The sequence below is a fragment of the Furfurilactobacillus cerevisiae genome (genome assembly GCF_048961765.1).
Lineage (GTDB): Bacteria > Bacillota > Bacilli > Lactobacillales > Lactobacillaceae > Furfurilactobacillus > Furfurilactobacillus milii_A.
This window is the reverse complement of record NZ_CP185253.1, coordinates 66,691-87,436: the sequence shown is the minus strand read 5'-3', so window position 1 is coordinate 87,436 and position 20,746 is coordinate 66,691. Positions and strand designations below refer to the sequence as shown.

The 20,746-nt window shown below is 42.7% G+C and carries 23 protein-coding genes and 1 pseudogene; 13 read left to right on the top strand and 11 right to left on the bottom strand.

Annotated features, from left to right (window positions below):
• Position 1 precedes the first annotated feature (1 nt).
• Together ABUE36_RS00375 and ABUE36_RS00370 are read right to left on the bottom strand one after the other, a co-directional pair.
• Positions 2–1,117 carry an exonuclease SbcCD subunit D gene (locus tag ABUE36_RS00375; RefSeq protein ID WP_178941766.1) on the bottom strand — a complete coding sequence of 372 codons (1,116 nt, stop codon included), beginning with the start codon at positions 1,115–1,117 and terminating at the stop codon, positions 2–4.
• A gap of 192 nt (positions 1,118–1,309) precedes the next feature.
• On the bottom strand, positions 1,310–2,344 hold the full coding sequence (locus ABUE36_RS00370) for an SDR family oxidoreductase (RefSeq protein ID WP_421016988.1): 1,035 nt from the start codon (positions 2,342–2,344) through the stop codon (positions 1,310–1,312).
• A 114-nt stretch (positions 2,345–2,458) separates the two neighbouring features.
• Here ABUE36_RS00370 and ABUE36_RS00365 point away from each other — a divergent pair, with 114 nt between their 5' ends.
• Positions 2,459–3,016 carry a TetR/AcrR family transcriptional regulator gene (locus ABUE36_RS00365; protein ID WP_161000738.1) on the top strand — a complete coding sequence of 186 codons (558 nt, stop codon included), beginning with the start codon at positions 2,459–2,461 and terminating at the stop codon, positions 3,014–3,016.
• A 48-nt stretch (positions 3,017–3,064) separates the two neighbouring features.
• Here the strand turns inward: ABUE36_RS00365 and ABUE36_RS00360 are convergent, their stop codons facing one another.
• From ABUE36_RS00360 to ABUE36_RS00350, 3 genes are all read right to left on the bottom strand, one after another.
• Positions 3,065–3,550: a MerR family transcriptional regulator gene (locus tag ABUE36_RS00360; protein ID WP_421016987.1), complete on the bottom strand. Its 486-nt coding sequence runs from the start codon at positions 3,548–3,550 to the stop codon at positions 3,065–3,067.
• Positions 3,551–3,892: 342 nt separating this feature from the next.
• Positions 3,893–4,846: an aldo/keto reductase gene (locus ABUE36_RS00355; protein ID WP_161000740.1), complete on the bottom strand. Its 954-nt coding sequence runs from the start codon at positions 4,844–4,846 to the stop codon at positions 3,893–3,895.
• Positions 4,847–4,923: 77 nt separating this feature from the next.
• Positions 4,924–5,415, bottom strand: coding sequence for an RpiB/LacA/LacB family sugar-phosphate isomerase (locus ABUE36_RS00350; protein ID WP_161000741.1), 492 nt, complete (start codon positions 5,413–5,415; stop codon positions 4,924–4,926).
• A 233-nt stretch (positions 5,416–5,648) separates the two neighbouring features.
• Between ABUE36_RS00350 and ABUE36_RS00345 the strand changes: the two genes are divergently transcribed.
• The 9 genes from ABUE36_RS00345 (at position 5,649) to ABUE36_RS00305 (ending at position 12,832) form a co-directional block, all read left to right on the top strand.
• Entirely contained in the window at positions 5,649–6,500 is an 852-nt protein-coding gene (locus ABUE36_RS00345; RefSeq protein ID WP_421016986.1) for a hypothetical protein, read from the top strand.
• A gap of 87 nt (positions 6,501–6,587) precedes the next feature.
• The gene (locus tag ABUE36_RS00340; RefSeq protein ID WP_421016985.1) at positions 6,588–7,517 is read left to right on the top strand and encodes an IS30-like element ISLpl1 family transposase; all 930 of its coding nucleotides are present in this window, start codon (positions 6,588–6,590) and stop codon (positions 7,515–7,517) included.
• A gap of 195 nt (positions 7,518–7,712) precedes the next feature.
• Complete coding sequence (locus ABUE36_RS00335; protein WP_250161207.1) at positions 7,713–8,057, top strand: GHKL domain-containing protein; 345 nt, start codon at positions 7,713–7,715, stop codon at positions 8,055–8,057.
• 138 nt (positions 8,058–8,195) lie between these two features.
• On the top strand, positions 8,196–8,618 hold the full coding sequence (locus ABUE36_RS00330) for a MarR family winged helix-turn-helix transcriptional regulator (protein ID WP_017261356.1): 423 nt from the start codon (positions 8,196–8,198) through the stop codon (positions 8,616–8,618).
• Between the two features lie 17 nt (positions 8,619–8,635).
• The gene (locus tag ABUE36_RS00325; protein WP_178941764.1) at positions 8,636–9,217 is read left to right on the top strand and encodes a hypothetical protein; all 582 of its coding nucleotides are present in this window, start codon (positions 8,636–8,638) and stop codon (positions 9,215–9,217) included.
• Between the two features lie 66 nt (positions 9,218–9,283).
• Positions 9,284–9,496, top strand: coding sequence for a hypothetical protein (locus ABUE36_RS00320; RefSeq protein ID WP_161000744.1), 213 nt, complete (start codon positions 9,284–9,286; stop codon positions 9,494–9,496).
• Positions 9,497–9,561: 65 nt separating this feature from the next.
• A complete protein-coding gene (locus ABUE36_RS00315) occupies positions 9,562–10,977 on the top strand; it encodes an MFS transporter (RefSeq protein WP_178941763.1) in 1,416 nt (471 codons plus the stop codon).
• A gap of 29 nt (positions 10,978–11,006) precedes the next feature.
• A complete protein-coding gene (locus ABUE36_RS00310) occupies positions 11,007–11,591 on the top strand; it encodes a hypothetical protein (protein WP_421016984.1) in 585 nt (194 codons plus the stop codon).
• Positions 11,592–11,854: 263 nt separating this feature from the next.
• A complete protein-coding gene (locus ABUE36_RS00305; RefSeq protein WP_161000747.1) occupies positions 11,855–12,832 on the top strand; it encodes a LacI family DNA-binding transcriptional regulator in 978 nt (325 codons plus the stop codon).
• A 20-nt stretch (positions 12,833–12,852) separates the two neighbouring features.
• On the opposite strand, the gene ABUE36_RS00300 is transcribed toward ABUE36_RS00305, so the two are convergent.
• Entirely contained in the window at positions 12,853–13,782 is a 930-nt protein-coding gene (locus ABUE36_RS00300; protein WP_096109805.1) for an IS30-like element ISLpl1 family transposase, read from the bottom strand.
• A 105-nt stretch (positions 13,783–13,887) separates the two neighbouring features.
• On the opposite strand from ABUE36_RS00300, the pseudogene ABUE36_RS00295 reads away from it, so the two are divergent.
• A pseudogene (locus ABUE36_RS00295) lies at positions 13,888–14,001 on the top strand (IS30 family transposase); the annotation flags it as partial.
• Here ABUE36_RS00295 and ABUE36_RS00290 read toward each other — a convergent pair.
• From ABUE36_RS00290 to ABUE36_RS00275, 4 genes are all read right to left on the bottom strand, one after another.
• On the bottom strand, positions 13,967–14,155 hold the full coding sequence (locus ABUE36_RS00290) for a hypothetical protein (RefSeq protein ID WP_421016983.1): 189 nt from the start codon (positions 14,153–14,155) through the stop codon (positions 13,967–13,969). The pseudogene ABUE36_RS00295 and the gene ABUE36_RS00290 overlap by 35 nt on opposite strands.
• Before the next feature lie 130 nt (positions 14,156–14,285).
• The gene (gene brnQ / locus ABUE36_RS00285; RefSeq protein WP_178941757.1) at positions 14,286–15,656 is read right to left on the bottom strand and encodes a branched-chain amino acid transport system II carrier protein; all 1,371 of its coding nucleotides are present in this window, start codon (positions 15,654–15,656) and stop codon (positions 14,286–14,288) included.
• 623 nt (positions 15,657–16,279) lie between these two features.
• Positions 16,280–17,860 carry an MFS transporter gene (locus ABUE36_RS00280; RefSeq protein ID WP_421016982.1) on the bottom strand — a complete coding sequence of 527 codons (1,581 nt, stop codon included), beginning with the start codon at positions 17,858–17,860 and terminating at the stop codon, positions 16,280–16,282.
• Positions 17,844–18,386 carry a PadR family transcriptional regulator gene (locus tag ABUE36_RS00275; protein WP_161000761.1) on the bottom strand — a complete coding sequence of 181 codons (543 nt, stop codon included), beginning with the start codon at positions 18,384–18,386 and terminating at the stop codon, positions 17,844–17,846. The genes ABUE36_RS00280 and ABUE36_RS00275 overlap by 17 nt, the downstream gene beginning before the upstream one ends.
• 173 nt (positions 18,387–18,559) lie before the next feature.
• Here ABUE36_RS00275 and ABUE36_RS00270 point away from each other — a divergent pair, with 173 nt between their 5' ends.
• Both ABUE36_RS00270 and ABUE36_RS00265 read left to right on the top strand, forming a co-directional pair.
• Complete coding sequence (locus ABUE36_RS00270; protein WP_161000762.1) at positions 18,560–19,021, top strand: NUDIX hydrolase; 462 nt, start codon at positions 18,560–18,562, stop codon at positions 19,019–19,021.
• A gap of 19 nt (positions 19,022–19,040) precedes the next feature.
• On the top strand, positions 19,041–19,715 hold the full coding sequence (locus ABUE36_RS00265) for a hypothetical protein (protein WP_161000763.1): 675 nt from the start codon (positions 19,041–19,043) through the stop codon (positions 19,713–19,715).
• A gap of 91 nt (positions 19,716–19,806) precedes the next feature.
• Here the strand turns inward: ABUE36_RS00265 and ABUE36_RS00260 are convergent, their stop codons facing one another.
• A complete protein-coding gene (locus tag ABUE36_RS00260; RefSeq protein WP_161000764.1) occupies positions 19,807–20,634 on the bottom strand; it encodes a histidine phosphatase family protein in 828 nt (275 codons plus the stop codon).
• Positions 20,635–20,746: the final 112 nt, after the last annotated feature.

Genomic DNA, 20,746 nt, shown 5'->3' with positions numbered 1-20,746 from the left:
GTTAATCCTCGTGTTCAGCTTCCTGCAGGCCTTGTTCTGCCCACTTCTGTTGTTGCTCGCTCATTTCGTCATCATTCACGTGCTCAAAGAACTTCCCAAACAACGCCATTGGTGCCAAGGTTGGGTCCACAGTTTGAACGGTTGGTAGCTCGTCGCGGCCGTTCTGTCGATCCAAACTAACGATTCGTGGATAAACCTGACGCAAGCGATTCATTACATCTGGAATGATGGCCTTGTCTGTCAATGTCACGCCATAATAGGCATCCCGGTCTAACTCGTCATACGTTTCCGGATCGGTTAATTCTTCAAAAGAACCCGTTAAGTTAACGACATCCCGCAATGGCTTAATTGGTACATACGTTGTTGTATTCGCATCCGTGTCCACAATCCACACGCCTTTTTGCTCGTCCGCCTCTGACAATGAAAACTTGACGGGTGAGCCGCTGTATTTAATCTTGTCATCGGTTAGCGCTCGATGATTGTGCAAATGACCAAGTGCAACGTAATCAAATGCACTCAACAAATCCAGTGGCACTGCATTAAGTCCACCAACGACGACTTTCGTTTCAGAGTCCGTTTGACTACTTCCTGCTGCAAAGAAATGTGCGACTAGGACGTGTTTCATCCCCGCTTTAAATGCTTTTTGTTGACGATTTACGACCAATGTCATCGCTTGTTCAACCGTCTTAATGCTATCGTCTTCAAATACGTTTCGAGCCTGCCATGGTTCAAAATAAGGCAACAAGAAAAACTGCGTGTCGCCCAACTCAACTGGTTCGAATGCATCCGCCAACTCGGTATTCAAGAAATAATTGGTTTGGGCATACCATTCACTACCGACATGCAAACGTGTGGCACTATCATGATTGCCACTAATTGCTAAAACCGGAAAATGATTAGTCAAATTTAAATCAATCAACATATGATTCAATTGTTTGACACTATCCTCGCTGGGCAATGATCGGTCATATAAATCGCCTGCAACAACGACTGCATCGGCTTTATGTGCTACCGCAATTTGTAAAATTTGTTGATACGCATCGTCCTGTTCTTCATGTAAATCAAAGCCATGTAACTTTTTACCAATATGCCAGTCAGCCGTGTGCAAAAATTTCATAATGGTCTCCTATTTTCCGAGTTAATCATGTGCTACAAGTTTACACCCAAGCTCAAATATCGTGGAACAGTCTTTTTATGTCGAGTAATTTGGGTCCTTACACATTTACATACGCATTTTGATAGCACAATGTTTGTCAAACTAAAAAAAGACAAAATCCATTTTCAGATTTTGCCCGCCTTGCTATTTAAATTAAGCTTTCACAATTCCCAAATCAATCATTGACTGTGCTGTAGCAATAATTGCCTCACGTGCTGAACGTGGATGCCAGCCCAACATGGTAACTGCCTTTTCGTTACTTGTCTCGGCATACTGTCCAACTATTAGAGCCACCATTTTCAGCATCGGATTAGTCAGTGCAGCAGCTTTCACCAGTACGTTTGGCATTGTCTTTGTTGGTAACTTTGACGCAAATTGTGGGAACGCCTCCCGTAAAATATTGGCAACATCCAACATCGACAATGTTTCTCCGGTCGTAGCTAAGAAACGTTCGCCAGCCGCCTTAGGTGAGGTCATCGCGAGAATGTGCAAACTAGCAACATCACGAACGTCAACGTAGCCAGAATCAACCTTTGGCACTGCTTTGATTTTACCTTCTAATAAATCTTGAATTTGAATATTAGAATGCGAGTAATCTGAGGACAATACTGGTCCCATAACACCAACCGGGTTAACCGTTGCCAATTCCATCCCATTACCTTCATTGTTAATGAAATCCCATGCCGCATGTTCCGACATTGTCTTAGATTTTTGGTAAGGATGAATATTCTTGGCTGACAGGTCTGTCCAATCCTTTTCGGTGTATGGTGTTGTCCGGTTCTTGTGACCGGCAAAGATTGCCCCATATGCCGACGTTAGCACAAACCGTTTTACTTCAGCATCACGTGAGGCACGCATAACGCGGAGCACGCCATCCACGGCCGGACGAATCATTTCGTCTTCATTTTTAAAGTTTAATGTTGGTGTTGGTGAAGCTGGATGAATAACATAAGTTGCACCCTTTACAGCATCAGCCCAACCATCATCACTCGTGAGATCAGCTTCAACAATTGATAAATCGCTAAAATCCGTCACACCACCGTTTGTTAACATTTCATGAATTAAGTCTGTCTTCTTCATTGATCGAACAGTTGTCCGAACCGCATAACCCTGTTGTAATAGCTGCAAAATAATATGAACAGCGATAAACCCACTACCACCTGTAACAACAACTAATTTCTTATCCATTTTTGAATTCCTCCACTTACGTTATACTTGTAACATCTGTAAAAGAATTGTAGAGTGTTTCTTGTAGCTAAACAAGTCTAAAATAGGCATCTGTGACAGAACAGGAGAATTGTAATGGCAGCCACCAAACATGCGCAACAAATCAAACAGGACTCTCAAGAATATCTCACCACGGCTTTACTGCAACTGTTGGAAAATAAAGACCTAGCTGAGATTACTATCGCCCAGGTCGTCCGTCGAGCTGGTGTAAGTCGTATGGCATTCTATCGAAACTTTGAAACACTATCAGATGTTCTGACCGCTTACTTTAAACCACAGATTGACGCACGATTTAATGACATTATGACCAACACGCCACAGGATCAGAAAATTGCGGCATTAGGGCAATTCTTTACTGACATGACTGATACTTTTAATCTGGCTGCCAAACGTGGATTTGAACCCATTATTCAAACTGTGTTCAACGAAAATATGGCCACCTTCTATAAGGAGACCATCAATTGGAATGATATTAGTGTTGCCCAACAAACCTACTGGGTTAAGTTCATGAGCGCTGGCGTCTACGCAATTTGGCGTGAATGGCTGAGTAACGGACAAAAAGAGTCTATAGAAGCAATTCATGAAATTCTAGCAATGTTTCAACAATCGACATTGGCGGCCCTTAAAGAGTAAACACATTTCTATGTCGTCCAAGGATGTCAATCAATGATCAAATAATCGCTAGTTTATCTTTTGATTTAATCGTTCTTCAGCACCACCATCGCGCAATTGTTCAACCAGTTCATTAAACGGCGTGTACGTTTCAGGCAACTCATTGACACCAGTAACTGCGTCTTCCGTGCCTGCTGCTACAGCCTTCTGATAATAGTTAATTTTATGATTGATTTTCTGCAAATTTTTCAATGCATCTCCAATTTGATCGATCACAACCTGTTTCTGCTCTTCAAACAACGTTAACCGCTCATCAAGTGTTCCGTCACCTTCCATACACCAGTTCACAAAATCGCGAATTTCATCCAGTTGCATCCCTGTACCTTTTAGGCATGCAATCACGGATAGAAAATTAAGGTCAGAATCGGTAAATTCTCGGCGGCCACTTGCTTCGTTACGTTTGACAAACGGTGTAAGTCCTTCCTTATCGTAATAACGCAGAGTATATATAGATAATCCCGTTTTTTTTGCAATTGTTCCAATTGAATAAGCCATCATCGGCCTCACTTTCTTAATAACGTAGAATGTTGATTCGATTATACAACGGCGGCGATTCTTCATTTTTTCATGACATTCAGCATTTACGAAATTCTCACTACGACAGAGGCCCTAACGTGACCATGAATCCTGTGCAGTGCACTATTTGCACTACTGCTACACATCTAAAACGCGTTCACTCCCCTAGAGCCTGTGCCGCCTTTGTTGCTACATATTTAAAACGCGCTCCTGACCCTGAATCCTGTGCATAACAAGAAATCGCCATCGCACAAGCCAAAACCGCTTGTACAATGACGATTTCCCGTTATTGCTCGGATTCAAAAACGGGTCAGTCACGCTCTACGGCAAATCATTTCCTGCCGCAAAGTATACGTCATACCATTCCTGCTTGGTGAGGTCGACATCGGCTCCCATTGCACTGTCTACGATATGTGCTGGCGTCATGGTACCCAACAGTACTTGCATATTAGCTGGGTGGCGTAAAATCCATGCCGTAGCAATCGCATTCTTAGAAACACCGTACTTATCGGCCAATTCTTGTAGTTTATCATTCAGTTCTTTGAACTTATCGTTGTTGATAAACGTCCCATCAAAGAAGCCATACTGGAAGGGCGACCAAGTCTGGACGGTCATGTGCTTGCGACGTGAATACTCCAATAAACCACCGTCGTGCATGACACTGCGGTCATCCGTCATATTGACATGCAATCCTTCATCGATCATGCCCGAGTGCATAATACTAAATTGCAATTGGTTGATGAGCAAACGTTGGCTGGTTGCTGCTTGCACCATTTCGATTTGTTCGGGATTGAAGTTTGATACTCCAAAATGACGTACCTTACCAGAGGCTTGGAGTTCGTCAAACGCAGCAGCAATCTCCTCTGGTTCCATCAGTGGATCTGGACGATGTAACAGAAAGGCATCCAAATAATCGATGCCCATCCGTTCCAAAATGCCATCAACGGATTCAATTAAATGTTGTTTTGAAAAATCATAACGTTGACCAAACACAAAACTGCCATGACTACGAGCGGGATCAAAAATAATACCACCCTTTGACTGAATATAAAGTTGATCACGTTTAACGGATGACTTGGCCAGAGCCTGTTTGAAGACCTTTTCGGAATTGCCCATTCCATAAATGTCAGCTGAATCAATATAGTTGATACCGGCATCATAAGCGCTATCTAGCGCCTTAGCAGCATCTTCTGCGGATAAAGCTTCCATCCGCATAATTCCTAATGCAACAGCAGACGCCTTAAAATTGGTACCGCCGATATTACGTTGTTTCATAAAATGTTCCTCCAAACTAAAATTTACTGTTTACTCACGTTAACTATAGAACCACCACCAGGGTTAGGGTCAAGTAGTTACCCCTGTTGTGCCACATTTAAATCGGCAATCTTATCCTCTAGTGCTTGAACATCTTTCAGTGCTCCCTGTAAAAATTCAGGATCCGCCTCAGAAAAGCCTTCTGAAAATGGCGTTTTGAGAAAAACATCTGCCATCTGCGTTGCCATGTATGGTGTCATCACAATACCGCCCATGGCTAAAATATTTGCGTTGTTAATAATGCGTGATAAACGAGCTGTTTCAATACTCTCACACAGTGCACTGTAAACACCGTTAAACTTATTTGCCACAATATTAACACCCATACCAGTACCACAGAAGATAAATCCGCGGTCAAATTCATGGTTGGCAATTCGACGACCGACTTCAAAACCAACTTTAAAGTAATCAACATCATTTGACGGGGTTACATCGGTCACTTCAACTCCCTGTTCAAGTAAATGTGTTTTCACTTGTTCCTTCAATTCGTAGCCTAATGGATCTGCTCCCATAATTACTTTCATAGTCATAAATAAATCTCCTTTTTGTTTTGTGTTAAATGACGACAAAAAGAAGTATATTTCCTCGAGTTAACTCGAGGTCAAGTATAATCAATAAATTTTTTTGCGAGCGTGGGGCAGCAGCTTTGAATCAACAGATTCACCCTGTTTAAACAAATACCTGACTTGTTATTCAAAAAAGTGTAGTCTCAAATTGAGCACTTTAAGCCACAAAACAATAAATTGTGATTGAAGGAATTTTTATGCACTTATTAATGGTCATCATTTCATGTATGAGCGGTTACTTTGGCCTTATTACGCTTGATCTAGTTTTTCGGGAACGCGTACAACTTAAATGGTTACCTTTTTGGCTTATCCTAACAGGTATTACGATGTTTTTCGCACTGGCGTTAGTAGCCCGCTTTCCACAGGCCCCAATGGTCATTTTTTCCGTTATTCCGTTAGTCCTTTTAAACTGGTGGATGCTGAGCTATATGATTCACGCCAAGAAAATTTTGCTATTACCTGTTGTTTTACTAGTTAACGCTTTATACCGTTTCATTGGGGCCATAACTGGTATGTTAATTAACTTTATGGCCGCCAACAAACAAAATACGATCTTAATGAAAGGTTACTTTGGCAAGAGTGCTACAGCAATGATTAATATGGTTGGTTCAACCATGACTGCTCTGCCCTTAGTCATTATTTGCGGTCTGATCGCTCACCATTACGCACGTAAGTACAATTTTGTGACCTTGCTTGAGGAGCTCCCCGCGGACGGATACGATTACATGCTGATGGGAACTTTTTCAGCTCTCTATCTCATTGTTTTTACTGTTGCTCTACAGCATCCTGTGCAGTGGCAAGCATATGCTGCTTCGGTGTTTACCATCGGTTTTGCCGCCCTTTACCTTCAACTAATTGTATCTAAAAATAAACGTGTAGCAGCAAATCAGGCACTGCAAAATTTAAACACTTACGGTCATGCATTGAGCGACCTGAATACCAATCTTGAAACTTTTAGCCAGGACTATAAGAATATCATGTTAGGAATGACCGAAATGATTGATCATGGTGATATTGATCAATTGCAGTCCTATTTTAGTAGATTGTAAAATTAATCCGAACGCTGTTCGGACAAAAAAGATCAGCTTCCTTTAAAATGGTGTTTACCACAAACCCATCTTTTAGGAGCTGATCTTTTGTCTAGTATAACCTATTCCGAACGAATTAAAATCGAAACCTTTTGTGAACTAGGGCTGTCCAATATCCAAATGGGCGTTCGGCTGAACCGATCACCGTCAACAATTTCTTATGAATTATCTCGATGTCAACCTTATCAGGCTGAATTAGCACAAACAGATGCCGAATACAAGCGATCACGATGTGGTCGGAAAACTAAGCTGAGCGATGAGTTAAAGCAAAAAATTCTCAACCATTTACGTCTAAGCTGGTCACCAGGAATGATTGCTCACGAATTTAAACTAGCTACTAAATCTATTTATAATTGGCTAAATCAGGAGAGAATTGATTTCTCCTTGAATGATCTACCTGAACATGGCGTACGCCAACGGCGTAACGTTGACCAACGATCCAAATATAATCAATCTTTGGGGCGATCAATTGAACAGCGTCCCATGATGATTAATCAACGTAATCGCATCGGCGATTTTGAACTAGATACAGTCGTTGGTCCTCGTGGGCATAGTAAGGCAGTTTTATTAACTTTAATCGATCGAAAATCACGGTTCCTTTGGGCATACCGGTTAAAAGATCGGACGACAGTGACTGTTAATGAAGCACTAACTAAGTTCCTAACCACTTTTAATGGTCCGGTGCACAGCTTTACTGTGGACCGTGGCACTGAGTTTAGTGGGCTAGTATCACTTGAATCACAATATGGTATTAAGACCTATTACTGCCATGCTTATACGCCAGCTGAACGTGGTAGTAATGAACGCTTTAATCGGAATTTACGTTATTTTTATCCTAAAGGGACTCGTTTTGAACACATTAGTGCTCAAGATTTAACGACGACGTTACTCCAAATTAACCAGAGACCGCTTAAAATACTTGACTGGAAAACACCGTATCAGGTTATGCTGACCAATTTGTCCAAAAATTCGGATTAAATTTGCAATCTACCTTTTAAAGACGAAATTCAACCCACATTACAACAATTTGTTACACATAGTGCAGTTTATAAACAACTGGATGACGTCAGTGACGACTACGTCCGTGGTATTTTATTTGAAAAACTTAATCAGGCGGCACAACGACATGTTCGTTTGAATATCGTCATTAATCAACAAATTGATTTTCCTAGCATGGAGCACCTGAATCTTATTCGAATTCTTGGTAATTTGCTTGATAACGCAATCGACGAGGCGTCAACTGCTGGTAAGATTGTCGATGTTGTCATTTCACAAACGGAATCAGAAGTTAAAATTCGTATCAATAACCAAATTGCGGTAAATCGCACCATTGACGTCACCAAATTGGCACAAAAATATGCAACTAATAAAAAACAGCATCAAGGGCTTGGTTTAACTAGCATTCAGCGAGCACAAACATCAGAGATCTGGGTTACAACAATCATCGAATCTCATATTTTTTCCACGACCATTCATATCGCCAAATCCGGATCACATAAGGCTCTGCCAAGTCATTAACTGACTTAATAAGTAAACTGAACATCGCTAAATACAAAAAGATTTGTATTTGCGAAGTTTTTGATAATTACTTGCTTGCGCAAATAAATCTTTGGTTTTATAATTCTAATCACTAAAAAGGTAAGGAAGGTGAAACCAATGCTGGCAACAGATGACGGAATTTTAGCACAACTCAATATTGTTTCTCGTAAGTTGCAAATGCAGTTAAACAATGAACTCATGCCGCTTCAACTAACCGCCAGTAACTACTATTTCCTCTTAAAACTGAACCTAGTAGGACAAATGACACAGGATCAGTTATTTCACCAGATTTATCTCAGTCCAAGCAACGTGACACGTCGTTTGGATGAACTGATCCGGCTGGGGCTAGTCAAAAAGACCCGGGCCACAGATGATAAGCGATCCTGGAATATCAGTTTGACCAACAAAGGCACTCGTTTGATTCCAGCGCTTAAACATGTGTTAGCCCACATTAATCAGGAAAGTTTAGGCGCTCTATCTGCTGCACAGGTGGACGCGTTTACAGAGTCTTTAGTCCAAATTGCCGTTAGTTTAACGTAATTAAGGAGGCAGACCTGATGACAAAATTTGTTGATATTCACCATGAACCAAACAAGATGCTGACTTTGCCGGATGATTTCGTGGAAGTTGCCCGTGATCTACGCCCACGCAATCATAAAACAGTGACGGTAATTCGTTATCAACGAGCTGGCAAAGTCGTTCCCAACAATGCCCACGTCACAGTTATCTTCGGCAACGACGGTCGACTATTAAGCTACAACAACTTCAGTATCGATAGTGACGCACCGTTGCCACGTGGCGAAGAAGCATTACAGATTGCACAACAAACGTTTGAATCGATTGATCCGAACTTTGCTCGCCATTTGCGCTTCATGCGTATTGACAAGCAAACACGAACTTTCACAGACGGTGGCCGAACCATTCAAACACCAATTCTCTGGGTCAAATTCTCACACCGCAATGGCTCGTATAACTGGGTTTCTGTAGGACCTGGCGGACAAATCGTTGAAGTTGAGCGCGACTCCCGTTGGAACTACCTGCTCTCTCGTCGTTCAACTGAAGAGTGGAATTTCGACGATTGGGTTCTGGTGCGCGAAGGCAAACGCCGTCAGTTACCAGCACCACAGCCATTGGGATAACGTCATCTGACCTATTTGGCTCATTATTTTCCGTTTGAAACCACACAATTCCAAGGAGGCTTCACCATGTTAAACGAAGATAAGTACGATTATGACGTTGAACGCTTAGGCCAATTGCGCGATGAACTGCAACGTCTCGAAGACAATGATTACGTCACCGCCTATTACAAGGGCTACAGCTCAGAAGGTCTAACGCTGGAAGAAGTTCGGGATACCATCAAAGAACTTGAGCAACAAATTCGTCAGTTGGAACGTGAACTCGATGAAGACGGTGAATAACCGCCTTCCCCATTCACTTTATGCAATCCTGGTTAAAAATAGGTGAAAGAAAGGAAGTGGGACCGTTGCTTAAAAGATGGCTTATTTTAAGTATTCTCGGCTCATTCTTCTTCATGGTCATCATTGACGGTAGCATCGTCAGTATCGCCATTCCAACCATTGCAAGAGATTTGAGCGTTTCAACAAACGCAACAACGACCATTATCGGCATTTACCTCATCACTATCAGTGCGTTGTTACTATTCTTTGGGCAACTTGGCGATCAGCTCGGTCGACCATTTATCTTTGAAATTGGGACTGCGTTGTTTCTGATTGGTTCGGGCCTTGCCGGTTTTGGCATCAACTTACCGTTTGTCCTCTTCGGTCGGTTTGTTCAGGCCGTGGGAGCCAGTATGACGATGGCCAACAGTTATGCCATCGTAACGGATACTTTTCCACCTCAGTATCTGGGACGTGCACTTGGCATTGAAGCCTTGTTCATCTCATTAGGGTCACTTGCAGGACCAGGGTTAGGCGGACTGATTTTAGCCTTCCTCCCCTGGGGGTACATTTTCTGGATCAACGTTCCGCTAGGCATCATCTGCCTCATTGCCGAATGGTTTATCTTTCCGCGACCTGGCAAACTTTCCCGGCCAAACGTAGATTGGTTGGGCGTCGGTGACTTGATCATCCTAGCCGTGTCCTTCTTCGTTGCCTCCAGTGTCATCATGACCCATCCGCTGTGGGCCATTATTGGCCTCATTATCTTCTTCGTGATGATCGCTGTGTTCGTCTATCACGAGCGCCGGGCAACGCGTCCATTATTAAATCTCAACCTGCTTAAAAACAGTGCGTTTACACAAAACGTCGTTGCCGCATTGATCAGTTTTGTTGTCGGGTACTTCTTCACATTGCTGGCACCAATCTACCTACAAATCGTGTTGAAGTATTCTAGCCAAGTCAGTGGTTTGCTGCTAATGGCCTCACCGATTGTCGCTTTAGTAGCAAACCCTATTGCCGGCACACTAACGGATAAGTTCAACAAACAGCGTGTTATGGCTGCTGGCTTAATCATCCTGCTGCTGGCTCAGATTGGCCTAGTGCTCAGCAATGGTCATGTTGAACCAATCGTCTTCATCGGTGTTTCAGCACTGATCGCGATTGGTACGGCTGTCTTTGGCACACCAAACAACACGCTGATCATGCAAAGTGTCTCAACCGCCGATCGTGGGATGGCAGGATCGATTAACTCATTAATGCGTGAATTCGGACTCGTGTTGGGAACCACGCTATCAACACTGACCTTCTATGTTCACCTTTCGTTTGATGCAGGTCATCGAACAACCACAGCTATCGGTCAGTCTGCAGCTAATATTATTGCCGCACAACGAACCGCCTATCTGTTTGGCTTATTGCTCTTAGCTGGCGCGGGGATCATCGTGTTCAATCGTGCACGCAAACGGACGATTGCTAAAAACGCCAATCTCGCTCATCAACACTAACATCTCTTTAAAAATTGGAGGATTTTCTTATGACAAAGTATTTGAACGTTAACGGCAAAGAAAACCGTAACCTTGTTATTCCAGATGATTTCGTTGCAGTTAGCCGTGAACAACACCCTCGTAATGGCGAACAGGTAACCGTCGTTCGCTACCAAAAGGAAGGTCCAGTAGTTCTCAATAACGCTCACGTAACGGTTATTTACGGTAGCGACAACCGCCTCATCAGCTACAACAACTTCAGTTTCGAAGAACCAGGCAACTTGCCAAGGAGTCAACAAGCAATCAACCTTGCGACTCAGGTCTTTCAATCCATTGATTCAGCTTACGCTCATCAACTGAGTTTCATGCGCATTGGCCAAGAAACGCGCACCTTCACCAATGATGCTGGTCAACTCGTAACCACGCCGATTCTGTGGGTCAAGTTCGCTCATCACAACGGTTCCTATAATTGGGTCTCAATTGGACCAAACAACGAAATTGTTGAAATCGAACGTGAATCACGCTGGGACTTCGGTCAATGGCGTCGTGGAACAGAAGAGTGGAACCTTGATGACTGGGTCTTAGCTCGCGAAGGCAAAGGACCACAGCTTAAGGCACCATCTGCACTCGCCTAAAAGATCTGTCTGTTTCACGTGTAACAAAGGAATGTTTCTCAAGGACTTCCAGTTCCAAAAGACAAAAATCGTAGTGAATTTTAACTGCCATAAAACGACATGCACTTAGCCACATTGAGTACATGTCGTTTTTGTTTATACATATCCAAACATCTGTATAGCAAATTAAGAAAGCGCTGCCAAAATCAATAAAGTTATCTTGACACACAAATTTTTAGGGTTTATCTTGTATATGAAATCGATTTCATAAAGGCGGCAAAAAATTGTCAAAGCAAGTTACTATTAAACAAATAGCACAATATGCGGGAGTATCAGAAGCAACCGTTTCTCGTGTTCTTAACCAACCCGAATTGGTCAGCAAACAAACAATCCAGAAGGTTAAAGATGGGATGGACGAATTGCAGTATCGGCCGAGTGCTCTCGCACAAAGCATGCGAAATCACACTACAAAAACTATTGGTGTGGTTATTTCAAATGTATTGAATCCATTTTTTACTACCCTCGTCCGTGGTATCGAAGATGCGGCTACTAAGCGTGGCTACTCTGTGATTGTTTGCAACACTGACGAAAATCCAGATAAAGAACAACGTTATATCAATATGCTAGTTGATCATCAGGCAGATGGCATCATTCTGGCTAGCACCGGTAATCATGCCAACTATCATTCAATGGTCAATGACATGCCTCTCGTCTTTATCGACCGTATGCCACAAGGTAAGGATGCCAATTTATATGACACAGTTTTAGTTGATAACGAGAAGGGCAGTTTTAACGCCGTTGACGCTCTAATTAAGCAAGGCGCAACCCGCGTTAATGCCATTGTTAGCCCCGTCGCCACAACCGGTACAGAGCGTTTAAATGGCTTCCGAAAAGCACTAACAGCTCACGATTTCCCAATTCGTGAGCAAGATATTGCACTCGATGATTACCTTGGTCAGCACACCGCAGAATTGGCACTTAACCTCATTCAAACTAATCAGTGTGATGCCCTCTTCTGTGGTAACAATGTGATTCTAATGAATGTGCTGAAAGTCCTTAAAGAATGGCAAATTGGGGATATGAAACTAGCTGTTTTTGATGATCAACCTTGGTTTGATTTTGTTCAATATCCTATTATTTCAGTAGATCAACCAGCATATCTTATTGGTACCAAAGCTTTCATTACACTCATGGATCGCCTCGCTAATCCTGATCGTCCCGTGACGCATGACATCGTCCGGACTAAATTAGTAATTCGATAATAAATTGGTAGATTGCAAATTTAATCCGAATTTTTGGACAAATTGGTCAGCATAACCTGATACGGTGTTTTCCAGTCAAGTATTTTAAGCGGTCTCTGGTTAATTTGGAGTAACGTCGTCGTTAAATCTTGAGCACTAATGTGCTCAAAACGAGTCCCCTTAGGATAAAAATAACGTAAATTCCGATTAAAGCGTTCATTACTACCACGTTCAGCTGGCGTATAAGCATGACAGTAATAGGTCTTAATACCATATTGTGATTCAAATGATACTAGCCCACTAAACTCAGTACCACGGTCCACAGTAAAACTGTGCACCGGTCCATTAAAAGTTGTTAGGAACTTAGTCAGTGCTTCATTAACACTCGCTGTCGTTCGGTCCTTTAACCGATATGCCCAAAGGAACCGTGATTTGCGATCGATTAAAGTTAATAAAACTGCCTTACTATGCCCACGAGGGCCAACGACGGTATCTAGTTCAAAATCACCGATGCGATTACGTTGATTAATCATCATGGGACGCTGTTCAATCGATCGCCCCAAAGATTGATTATATTTGGATCGTTGGTCAACGTTACGCCGTTGGCGTACGCCATGTTCAGGTAGATCATTCAAGGAGAAACCAATTCTCCCCTGATTTAGCCAATTATAAATAGATTTAGTCGCTAGTTTAAATTCGTGAGCAATCATTCCTGGTGACCAGCTTAGATGTAAATGGTTGAGAATTGTTTGCTTTAACTCATCGCTCAGCTTAGTTTTCCGACCACATCGTGATCGCTTGTATTCGGCATCTGTTTGTGCTAATTCAGCCTGATAAGGTTGACATCGAGATAATTCATAAGAAATTGTTGACGGTGATCGGTTCAGCCGAACGCCCATTTGGATATTGGACAGCCCTAGTTCACAAAAGGTTTCGATTTTAATTCGTTCGGAATAGGTTATACTAGACAAAAGATCAGCTCCTAAAAGATGGGTTTGTTGTAAACACCATTTTAAAGGAAGCTGATCTTTTTTGTCCGAACAGCGTTCGGATTAATTTTACAATCTACTTAATGTGCTCAAGATTTAACGACGACGTTACTCCAAATTAACCAGAGACCGCTTAAAATACTTGACTGGAAAACACCGTATCAGGTTATGCTGACCAATTTGTCCAAAAATTCGGATTAAATTTGCAATCTACCTTATACACTGCCGATGGCGCAATACCAACGGTCTTAGCCGCCGTCCGTAAAGATAGCAGGTGAAAGTCGTTCTCACCGACAAACTTAACAGCATACTCAACAATTCGCTGACGTGTATCCGTTGTCCTCAAATCTGCCACATCTATCATTTCCTTTGAATTTTGATTTTAGGATAACACCGTTCACCTAAATTGGCAATAAAAAGCGAACTTCGTCCTAACTCTCGTCAGACAGTAAAGTTCGCTTCGTTAATTCACTGTAAGTGCAACACTATTCAACCGAATTTTGCTTTGGCTCTCGTTGCAAGGCGACTAATCCCAGACCGACAATTAAACCGATAAGCATAAACGGTAAGAAATCCAGGCCATCTTTGAACAAGGGAAAGAACTGTTGGGCAAAATGATTGCAGGCTTTAACCACCGTCAATTTGGCAAACACTGGTGGCAAAGCGTGAATAAAATCAAAGATTGCCGGAATTAGGACTAGATAAATCGTCGTCCGATAAATTGTGACATTCTGATGAATCAGCGGCTGCAAGATTCCCAGCACAATCAGACTAATCGCCAATGGATACAACAACATTAATAATGGCGTTGAGAAGGCAATAATCTGTGTTAAGCCGATATTGGCAATCAGAAAGGCTCCCACCGTCGTCCCCAGCAAAAACGTTCGGTACTGAACACGCGGAAAACGACGACTGAGATCTTGCGCCAGTGATGTGATGAGCCCGATGGCGGTGGTCAGGCAGGCTAGCAATGTCAGTGCGGCTAATAAGGCCGTCCCAATTAGCCCGGTATAATGTTCCATAATCTGACCAAAGGCTAGCCCACCGTTAGCACTCATTGATGTGTAGCGAAGGCTAACGGCCCCCAACATAATCAAGAAGGTATAAATAATAGTTTCCAGTGACATCGAAAAGAGCCCAATTTTGGCGATAGCCCGTGACTGGTCGCCTTCATTGTGAACACCCATATACTTGAGCGCATTCACAATTGTGACACCAAAACCAAGTCCAGCCAGCGCATCCATGGTGTTATAGCCTTGTAAGAATCCGTTTGTCAGACCACCAATTGAGTTTGCCACCCCAACAAATGGCACATGTGTTAAATCACCCTTGATGACTAACGCCCAGAAGAAGATGAAAGTTAACAATAGCAGAAATAATGGATTGAGCAGTTTGCCAACATAGAGCGTAATTTTCTGCTGATTACTGGCTAAAAGGAACGTTGCTAAGAAGAATAAAAACGAAAAGATGGCTAAACTAATTGTTTCAGTCCCTTTTGGAATAAATGGCACCACACCGATTTCAAACGTAACCGTCGCCGTCCGGGGTGAGGCAATCAACAGTCCCAAACTAGCATGAGTTGTTAACAGGAAAAAAGATGCGAATCGTCTACTCACTGGCCTAGCAAGATCATACATGCTATCGCTACGTGTCACACTGATGGCAATAATCGCCAGCAATGGCAATAAAATTGCAGAGAGTAGAAAGCCAATCGTGGCTGTAATCCATCCTTTACCGGCTAGTTGACCCAAGTGAATCGGAAAAATTAAATTGCCGGCACCAAAGAATAAACCGAATAATAGTGATCCTAAGACGTAGTAATCACGTCTTGTTAAATGTTTTTCTCGTTGATCCATATGGTCAACCTCGCTTTCTGTGATTGGTACTTTGGGGTGAGAACTTGTGCTTTTGGAATGGATACTTTTACATAGCTATAACGTGCTCCCAACTCCTGAAAAAGGGTTGGTCACACTCAACATTTTATAAACGTGCACCTGACGCTCAGAAGTCTGTGCATAACCCGAAGTCGATGACCCACAAGCAAACTACGCTTGCACGTCATCGACCTCACGTTATTGCTCGACTTCTCCCGAGCTTCGGCATCACTCTAAATAAAAAAAGCGCCCCTGCAACATCTCTGTTGCCAAGGGCGCGAACGCGGTACCACCTTGCATCGTTACACTGTCACCAGCATAATCTCATAAACTGCAGCCATCAACCGGCTAGAGTTTGGTGACGATAATGGGCACCACCCCACTGAATTTCAATTTAAAATTCAAAAGCTCACAGGTTACTTTCACAAGTATTGTGTCACCCATTCTCATCATCTAGGGCTCGCTTCAAACACATTTTGCTTGTTACTCCTCTGCTTCATAACTCGTTTAATCTATTGTTAGCTATTTTAAATAATTGATGAGAAATGTCAATAGATTTTAATCTGAAGCAATGCAAAATGTATTTCCCGGGAAATGTCACAGCACTATTTTTGTGCATGATGTGGTTCCTTAATCATAAATCCTGCGGCAGCCGCACCCACAACAACTAGGGTAATAGCCGTCATAAGAACGCCTTTGTACCCTTGATTAAACGCGCTGAACACTGCTTTGTTCATTTGTCGTAGAACTTCCGGACCGTTTGCATAATGTTCGGTGAATCTCTTTGCGCTTTCAACAACAGTATGGCCGGCCATTGGTCCCGCTTGGTGAAGGCCTTTCGTTATTCCCGTCACTGCTTGTTGTGGTAACTGACTAATTGCCTTTATGTTTGTCGCAACTGTGGGGTCATAAATATGGCTCAAACGTAAACCATAAATAACCACTCCAAAACTGATCCCTAATTGTCGAAAGACATTCATCACCCCACTTGCCATACCAACCTGACTCATTTTTACACTATCCATCGCTGCCGAGGACAACGGTGGGTTCACAATTGCATTGCCGATGCCTAAAAGGGCAAAACCGGCCACAAAGTCGATATACATAACATTGAGGCTAACAGCATGATAAATAACCAAAAAGCCACAGCCAATTAATAACAGCCCACCACTGATCATCCAACGTTTTTGCCAACGACCGGATAACATACCCGCAATAGGACCCAAAATCATGCTAAAAATACTGATTGCTAATTGCCTAACCCCCGTTTGCATAGCAGAATATCCAAGGTAATCCGGCATCCAAATCGTCAGATACGTGAAGAAAGCATATAACCCGGCACCCAAACAGAAAGCAGCAATAATGGTGCCATCGAACGAAATTGATTTAAAAATGGTCAAGTCAATCATCGGACTCTTAAGGTGACGTTCCAGCAAAACAAAGCCAATTAGTAACACAATTCCCGCAATCAAATAACCGGCAACGTGCAAGTTTGACCAATGCCATGCTGAATGAGTCTCTTTTTGAACCAGGCCGAATACAAGACTAAACACCATTGCAATACTTATCAGCATGCCAATCCAGTCAATTGAACCCTGTCGATTACCGTAGCTTTCATCAACAAAGTAGATAGCACCTAACAATGCGATAACACCAATAGGCACATTGATCATAAAAATAGCACGCCAATTGAATAGCTGAATTAAGTACCCGCCAAGTAACGGCCCCATAGCGGTGGCGACCCCAATTACGGAACTCCAAATACCAAACGCCAGTCCGCGATCACGACCGACAAAAGTAGATGCCACAATCGTCATCGACAGCCCCATAATGCCTGCGCCACCAATTCCTTGAATCGTTCTGAATAAGTTAAGCTGTAACCCCGTTGTTGATAGTGCTGAGGCCAGTGATCCTAACGTGAAGATTGTTAATTCAATAAAGAAGATTCGTTTGCGTCCAAAAATATCGCCGAGTTTGGAAGCAACCAATAAGACAACAGCGTATGCCAGTGTATACGCATTGATGATCCATTGAACGTCACCAAACGACTCATTAAAGCTTTTTTGGATTGTTGGTAGCGCCACGTTAACGATCGTCACATCCAACAGTGACATAAATACCGCCACACACAGCGTTGCTAAACTGAGCCAACGGCGAGCGCCATTGGCATTAGTCTTTGTTTTCATTCTGTACCTCCTCAATTGTCGCCCTTGTCCATTCCAGTGCCGCCGTTGCTTGAACCTTAGTTAGTGCCATCAATCGAACAGCATCTTTAAAATCATCAGGTTCAATATTTGTCTGCTTCATGTATGCTTTGGCTTCAACAGTGTCCTTAATTTTATTCTCTAAGTAATGTTCAAAATCGTTCAAAATACTGAGTTGCAAGTCCGTTTCAATCTGATGAAAATTACGAAATTTAACTTCATACGTAAAATCAGTGTTTTGATTCAATGGAACTGGATCCGTCATGAGCTCTTCAAATCGCTCACGCCCTTGCTCCGTCAGTGTGGCATCCTTTTTGCCACGATTAGCGTCATCCTGACTATCTGTTAATGTAATAAATCCCCTAGCCTCCAGTCGATCCAATAATGGGTAGATCATGCCAAAACTAATTTTCCGTCGATTGCCAACAATTCGTTGTAGGACTGTACGTAGTCGATATCCCGTCATCGTTTTATCTGTGAGTTGTCCCAAAACAAATAATTCGTACATCGTGATACCTCCATATATCAGTTTGATATGTAATTCGTGAAATTATCATATATCAGACTGATGCATTCGTCAATGCTAAACTTAAACCCATTTTTTATAGTTAATCACTTCCATCCTCGGCAACACACTTGTACGATAGTTTTAAAACCTCCGACTCGAAAGATAATGGGCTAATGATTTTAAAGGACTACACAAAGATAACTGATCCATCACAATATCCGGACAACCTGTTTTCCAGTGCGTTTGTCATCTGTCAACATCAGAGACGATACCTCATTGGTTTTAACAATTGGCGCAAACAGTGGGAAATTCCGGCTGGCAAGCGTGAACCTAAGGACGCGCCAACTGAACCAGTTTTACAAACGGCTATTCGCGAATTACGTGAGGAGACACACCAAATCGCACAACACTTAACGCTATGTGGGATAGCTACCATCTCCGATGAAGACAAAAATGAAAACAGAAATCGCGCTGTTTTTGCCGGTGACGTTCCACAACCAACGCCCTTTATTTTTCACAAAGGTGACGAAATGGATGAAATCCAGTTTGTGCCCAGTCAGTCCCTAAATACGATCAACATTGACCCCGTCGACTTGGCCATTGTGCGTCAGTTTGAAAAAAATTCTAAAATCTAACAAAAGGACTACTCGAAATATGGTTAAACAAGGAAAATACGCCGGCAGCAGTCGGCAAAAACAACTCCGCAATTTACGTCAACGAATCAGTAATAAAGGTCAGCACACGATCAACGAAACCGACTTAGTCGATTTTTTGCTTGTTCGTTGGCACTTGACTCAACACAATCAGACTCAGTTGGTTGAACAGACAACAGAACACTTCCTGCGCACCTGGATTGAGCAGGCACAACATGAAAAAAATCAGGTTTGGAACTTGGCTACCATTACGGTCAACACGTTGAAAGTCTTCGCTATTCAGGTGCCATGGCAATTCTATGCAATCATTAATCATGAATGGTCACACCTGCAACGTTTCTTGGTTAAAGAGGTGCCTGCCGTGCCATTGAAGGACCAACTCCTTACAGACAACCAAATGTCCACGAACGATTGGCAAACGGCGCTCAGCACTCAATTAACCGTTAATAGCTTTCTGTTAATGTTCCAAGGCAATCAACAACAGCTCAGTCGTGTATCCGACCAGCAAATCGAACAATTACGCAGTAGTTTTCTGACTGAAAATAGTCTCAACTGGCAGGCCGTTGCCACGGTTTTTCAACCGCTCAAATACACCATCCCTGCAGACGCAGATGAAGATAGCGTTCAATGGCTGACGGAGTTAGATGTGCTCACTCCCAATGCACTTCAAAAATAGTGTTCTCAAAAAAGCTCTGCGCAGGCCCACCATGTTTGGCAGCCTGTGCAGAGCTTTTCGCGGTTTCTAAATTAATTTCATTATGTGCTGATTACTTGCTGGCCTTAGCCCCTTTGTTAACATAGCTAAGTGTGCCAATGGGGCCAGATACTTGAAGCTTACCATTTTTATAGACCAGTTTAGTAACAGCTGCATTCTTCAATGGTTTGCCATCATACTTTTTACTCATCGTGGACAAGTATTCATTAATCGACATCCCTGAACTAACAACCAGCACGTTACCACCGCCATCTTTCGAGGTAGTCTTAGCGATGTGGTTCAGTTCTGTCGTCATTCGTTGCTGAACCTCTTTAGCGCTTTCGGCACGGTCAGCCTTTACCAACTTGGTATCCTGACTGTTTTGGGTGTCGAGCTTGTGATATGCATTCTGCAGTTTATTCCAGTAATCTTTACCTGTTTTCTGCATAAATTCGTCACCGCTCTTGTATCCGTAAACGCCGGCAATCTTGTTATTGTCAGCGGCAATACTGTCACCTTCAAAACTACCGTAACCACCTTCGCGCAAATCCTTATTTTGGTTAACGGAAACGTGCTTGTTGCCCGAGTACTTCAACACTTCTTGTGCCGTAACTTCCTGACGCGTCAAATCTCCAGTGTAGGCAGACTTAAATTTGGTATTCTTCAAACCACGACCGAGGTTATCCGCAACCTTCACCCCATTGCTCGTCAACGGGAAGTTACTCCAACCTTGTACACGCAGCATAACGTTCGCCGTCGTTTCACCATGACGTGTCAGGTAAATCGTAACTGTTTTATTGCTGGCCGCTTGCGCTGACTCACTAGCTACGTTGGCAATACCAAACGTGCCTAAAGCTGTTATAGTGCCTAGAATAAGTGCAAATTTCTTCTTAAATGACATGTAAAAATCCCCTCAGTTAAGTGTTTTAGAAACCGCTTACATAAGCATATCAAATAAAAACGGTGAGTTCTTCGTTTATTAGAGAACTCGCCGATTTTATTAGGAAATATTC

Excerpts from the sequence above, each read along its gene's own strand:
- ABUE36_RS00375 (WP_178941766.1), bottom strand. The coding sequence starts at position 1,117 with ATGAAATTTTTGCACACGGCTGACTGGCATATTGGTAAAAAGTTACAT.
- ABUE36_RS00370 (WP_421016988.1), bottom strand. The coding sequence starts at position 2,344 with ATGGATAAGAAATTAGTTGTTGTTACAGGTGGTAGTGGGTTTATCGCT.
- ABUE36_RS00365 (WP_161000738.1), top strand. The coding sequence starts at position 2,459 with ATGGCAGCCACCAAACATGCGCAACAAATCAAACAGGACTCTCAAGAA.
- ABUE36_RS00360 (WP_421016987.1), bottom strand. The coding sequence starts at position 3,550 with ATGGCTTATTCAATTGGAACAATTGCAAAAAAAACGGGATTATCTATA.
- ABUE36_RS00355 (WP_161000740.1), bottom strand. The coding sequence starts at position 4,846 with ATGAAACAACGTAATATCGGCGGTACCAATTTTAAGGCGTCTGCTGTT.
- ABUE36_RS00350 (WP_161000741.1), bottom strand. The coding sequence starts at position 5,415 with ATGACTATGAAAGTAATTATGGGAGCAGATCCATTAGGCTACGAATTG.
- ABUE36_RS00345 (WP_421016986.1), top strand. The coding sequence starts at position 5,649 with ATGCACTTATTAATGGTCATCATTTCATGTATGAGCGGTTACTTTGGC.
- ABUE36_RS00335 (WP_250161207.1), top strand. The coding sequence starts at position 7,713 with ATGGAGCACCTGAATCTTATTCGAATTCTTGGTAATTTGCTTGATAAC.
- ABUE36_RS00330 (WP_017261356.1), top strand. The coding sequence starts at position 8,196 with ATGCTGGCAACAGATGACGGAATTTTAGCACAACTCAATATTGTTTCT.
- ABUE36_RS00325 (WP_178941764.1), top strand. The coding sequence starts at position 8,636 with ATGACAAAATTTGTTGATATTCACCATGAACCAAACAAGATGCTGACT.
- ABUE36_RS00320 (WP_161000744.1), top strand. The coding sequence starts at position 9,284 with ATGTTAAACGAAGATAAGTACGATTATGACGTTGAACGCTTAGGCCAA.
- ABUE36_RS00310 (WP_421016984.1), top strand. The coding sequence starts at position 11,007 with ATGACAAAGTATTTGAACGTTAACGGCAAAGAAAACCGTAACCTTGTT.
- brnQ (WP_178941757.1), bottom strand. The coding sequence starts at position 15,656 with ATGGATCAACGAGAAAAACATTTAACAAGACGTGATTACTACGTCTTA.
- ABUE36_RS00280 (WP_421016982.1), bottom strand. The coding sequence starts at position 17,860 with ATGAAAACAAAGACTAATGCCAATGGCGCTCGCCGTTGGCTCAGTTTA.
- ABUE36_RS00275 (WP_161000761.1), bottom strand. The coding sequence starts at position 18,386 with ATGTACGAATTATTTGTTTTGGGACAACTCACAGATAAAACGATGACG.
- ABUE36_RS00270 (WP_161000762.1), top strand. The coding sequence starts at position 18,560 with ATGATTTTAAAGGACTACACAAAGATAACTGATCCATCACAATATCCG.
- ABUE36_RS00265 (WP_161000763.1), top strand. The coding sequence starts at position 19,041 with ATGGTTAAACAAGGAAAATACGCCGGCAGCAGTCGGCAAAAACAACTC.
- ABUE36_RS00260 (WP_161000764.1), bottom strand. The coding sequence starts at position 20,634 with ATGTCATTTAAGAAGAAATTTGCACTTATTCTAGGCACTATAACAGCT.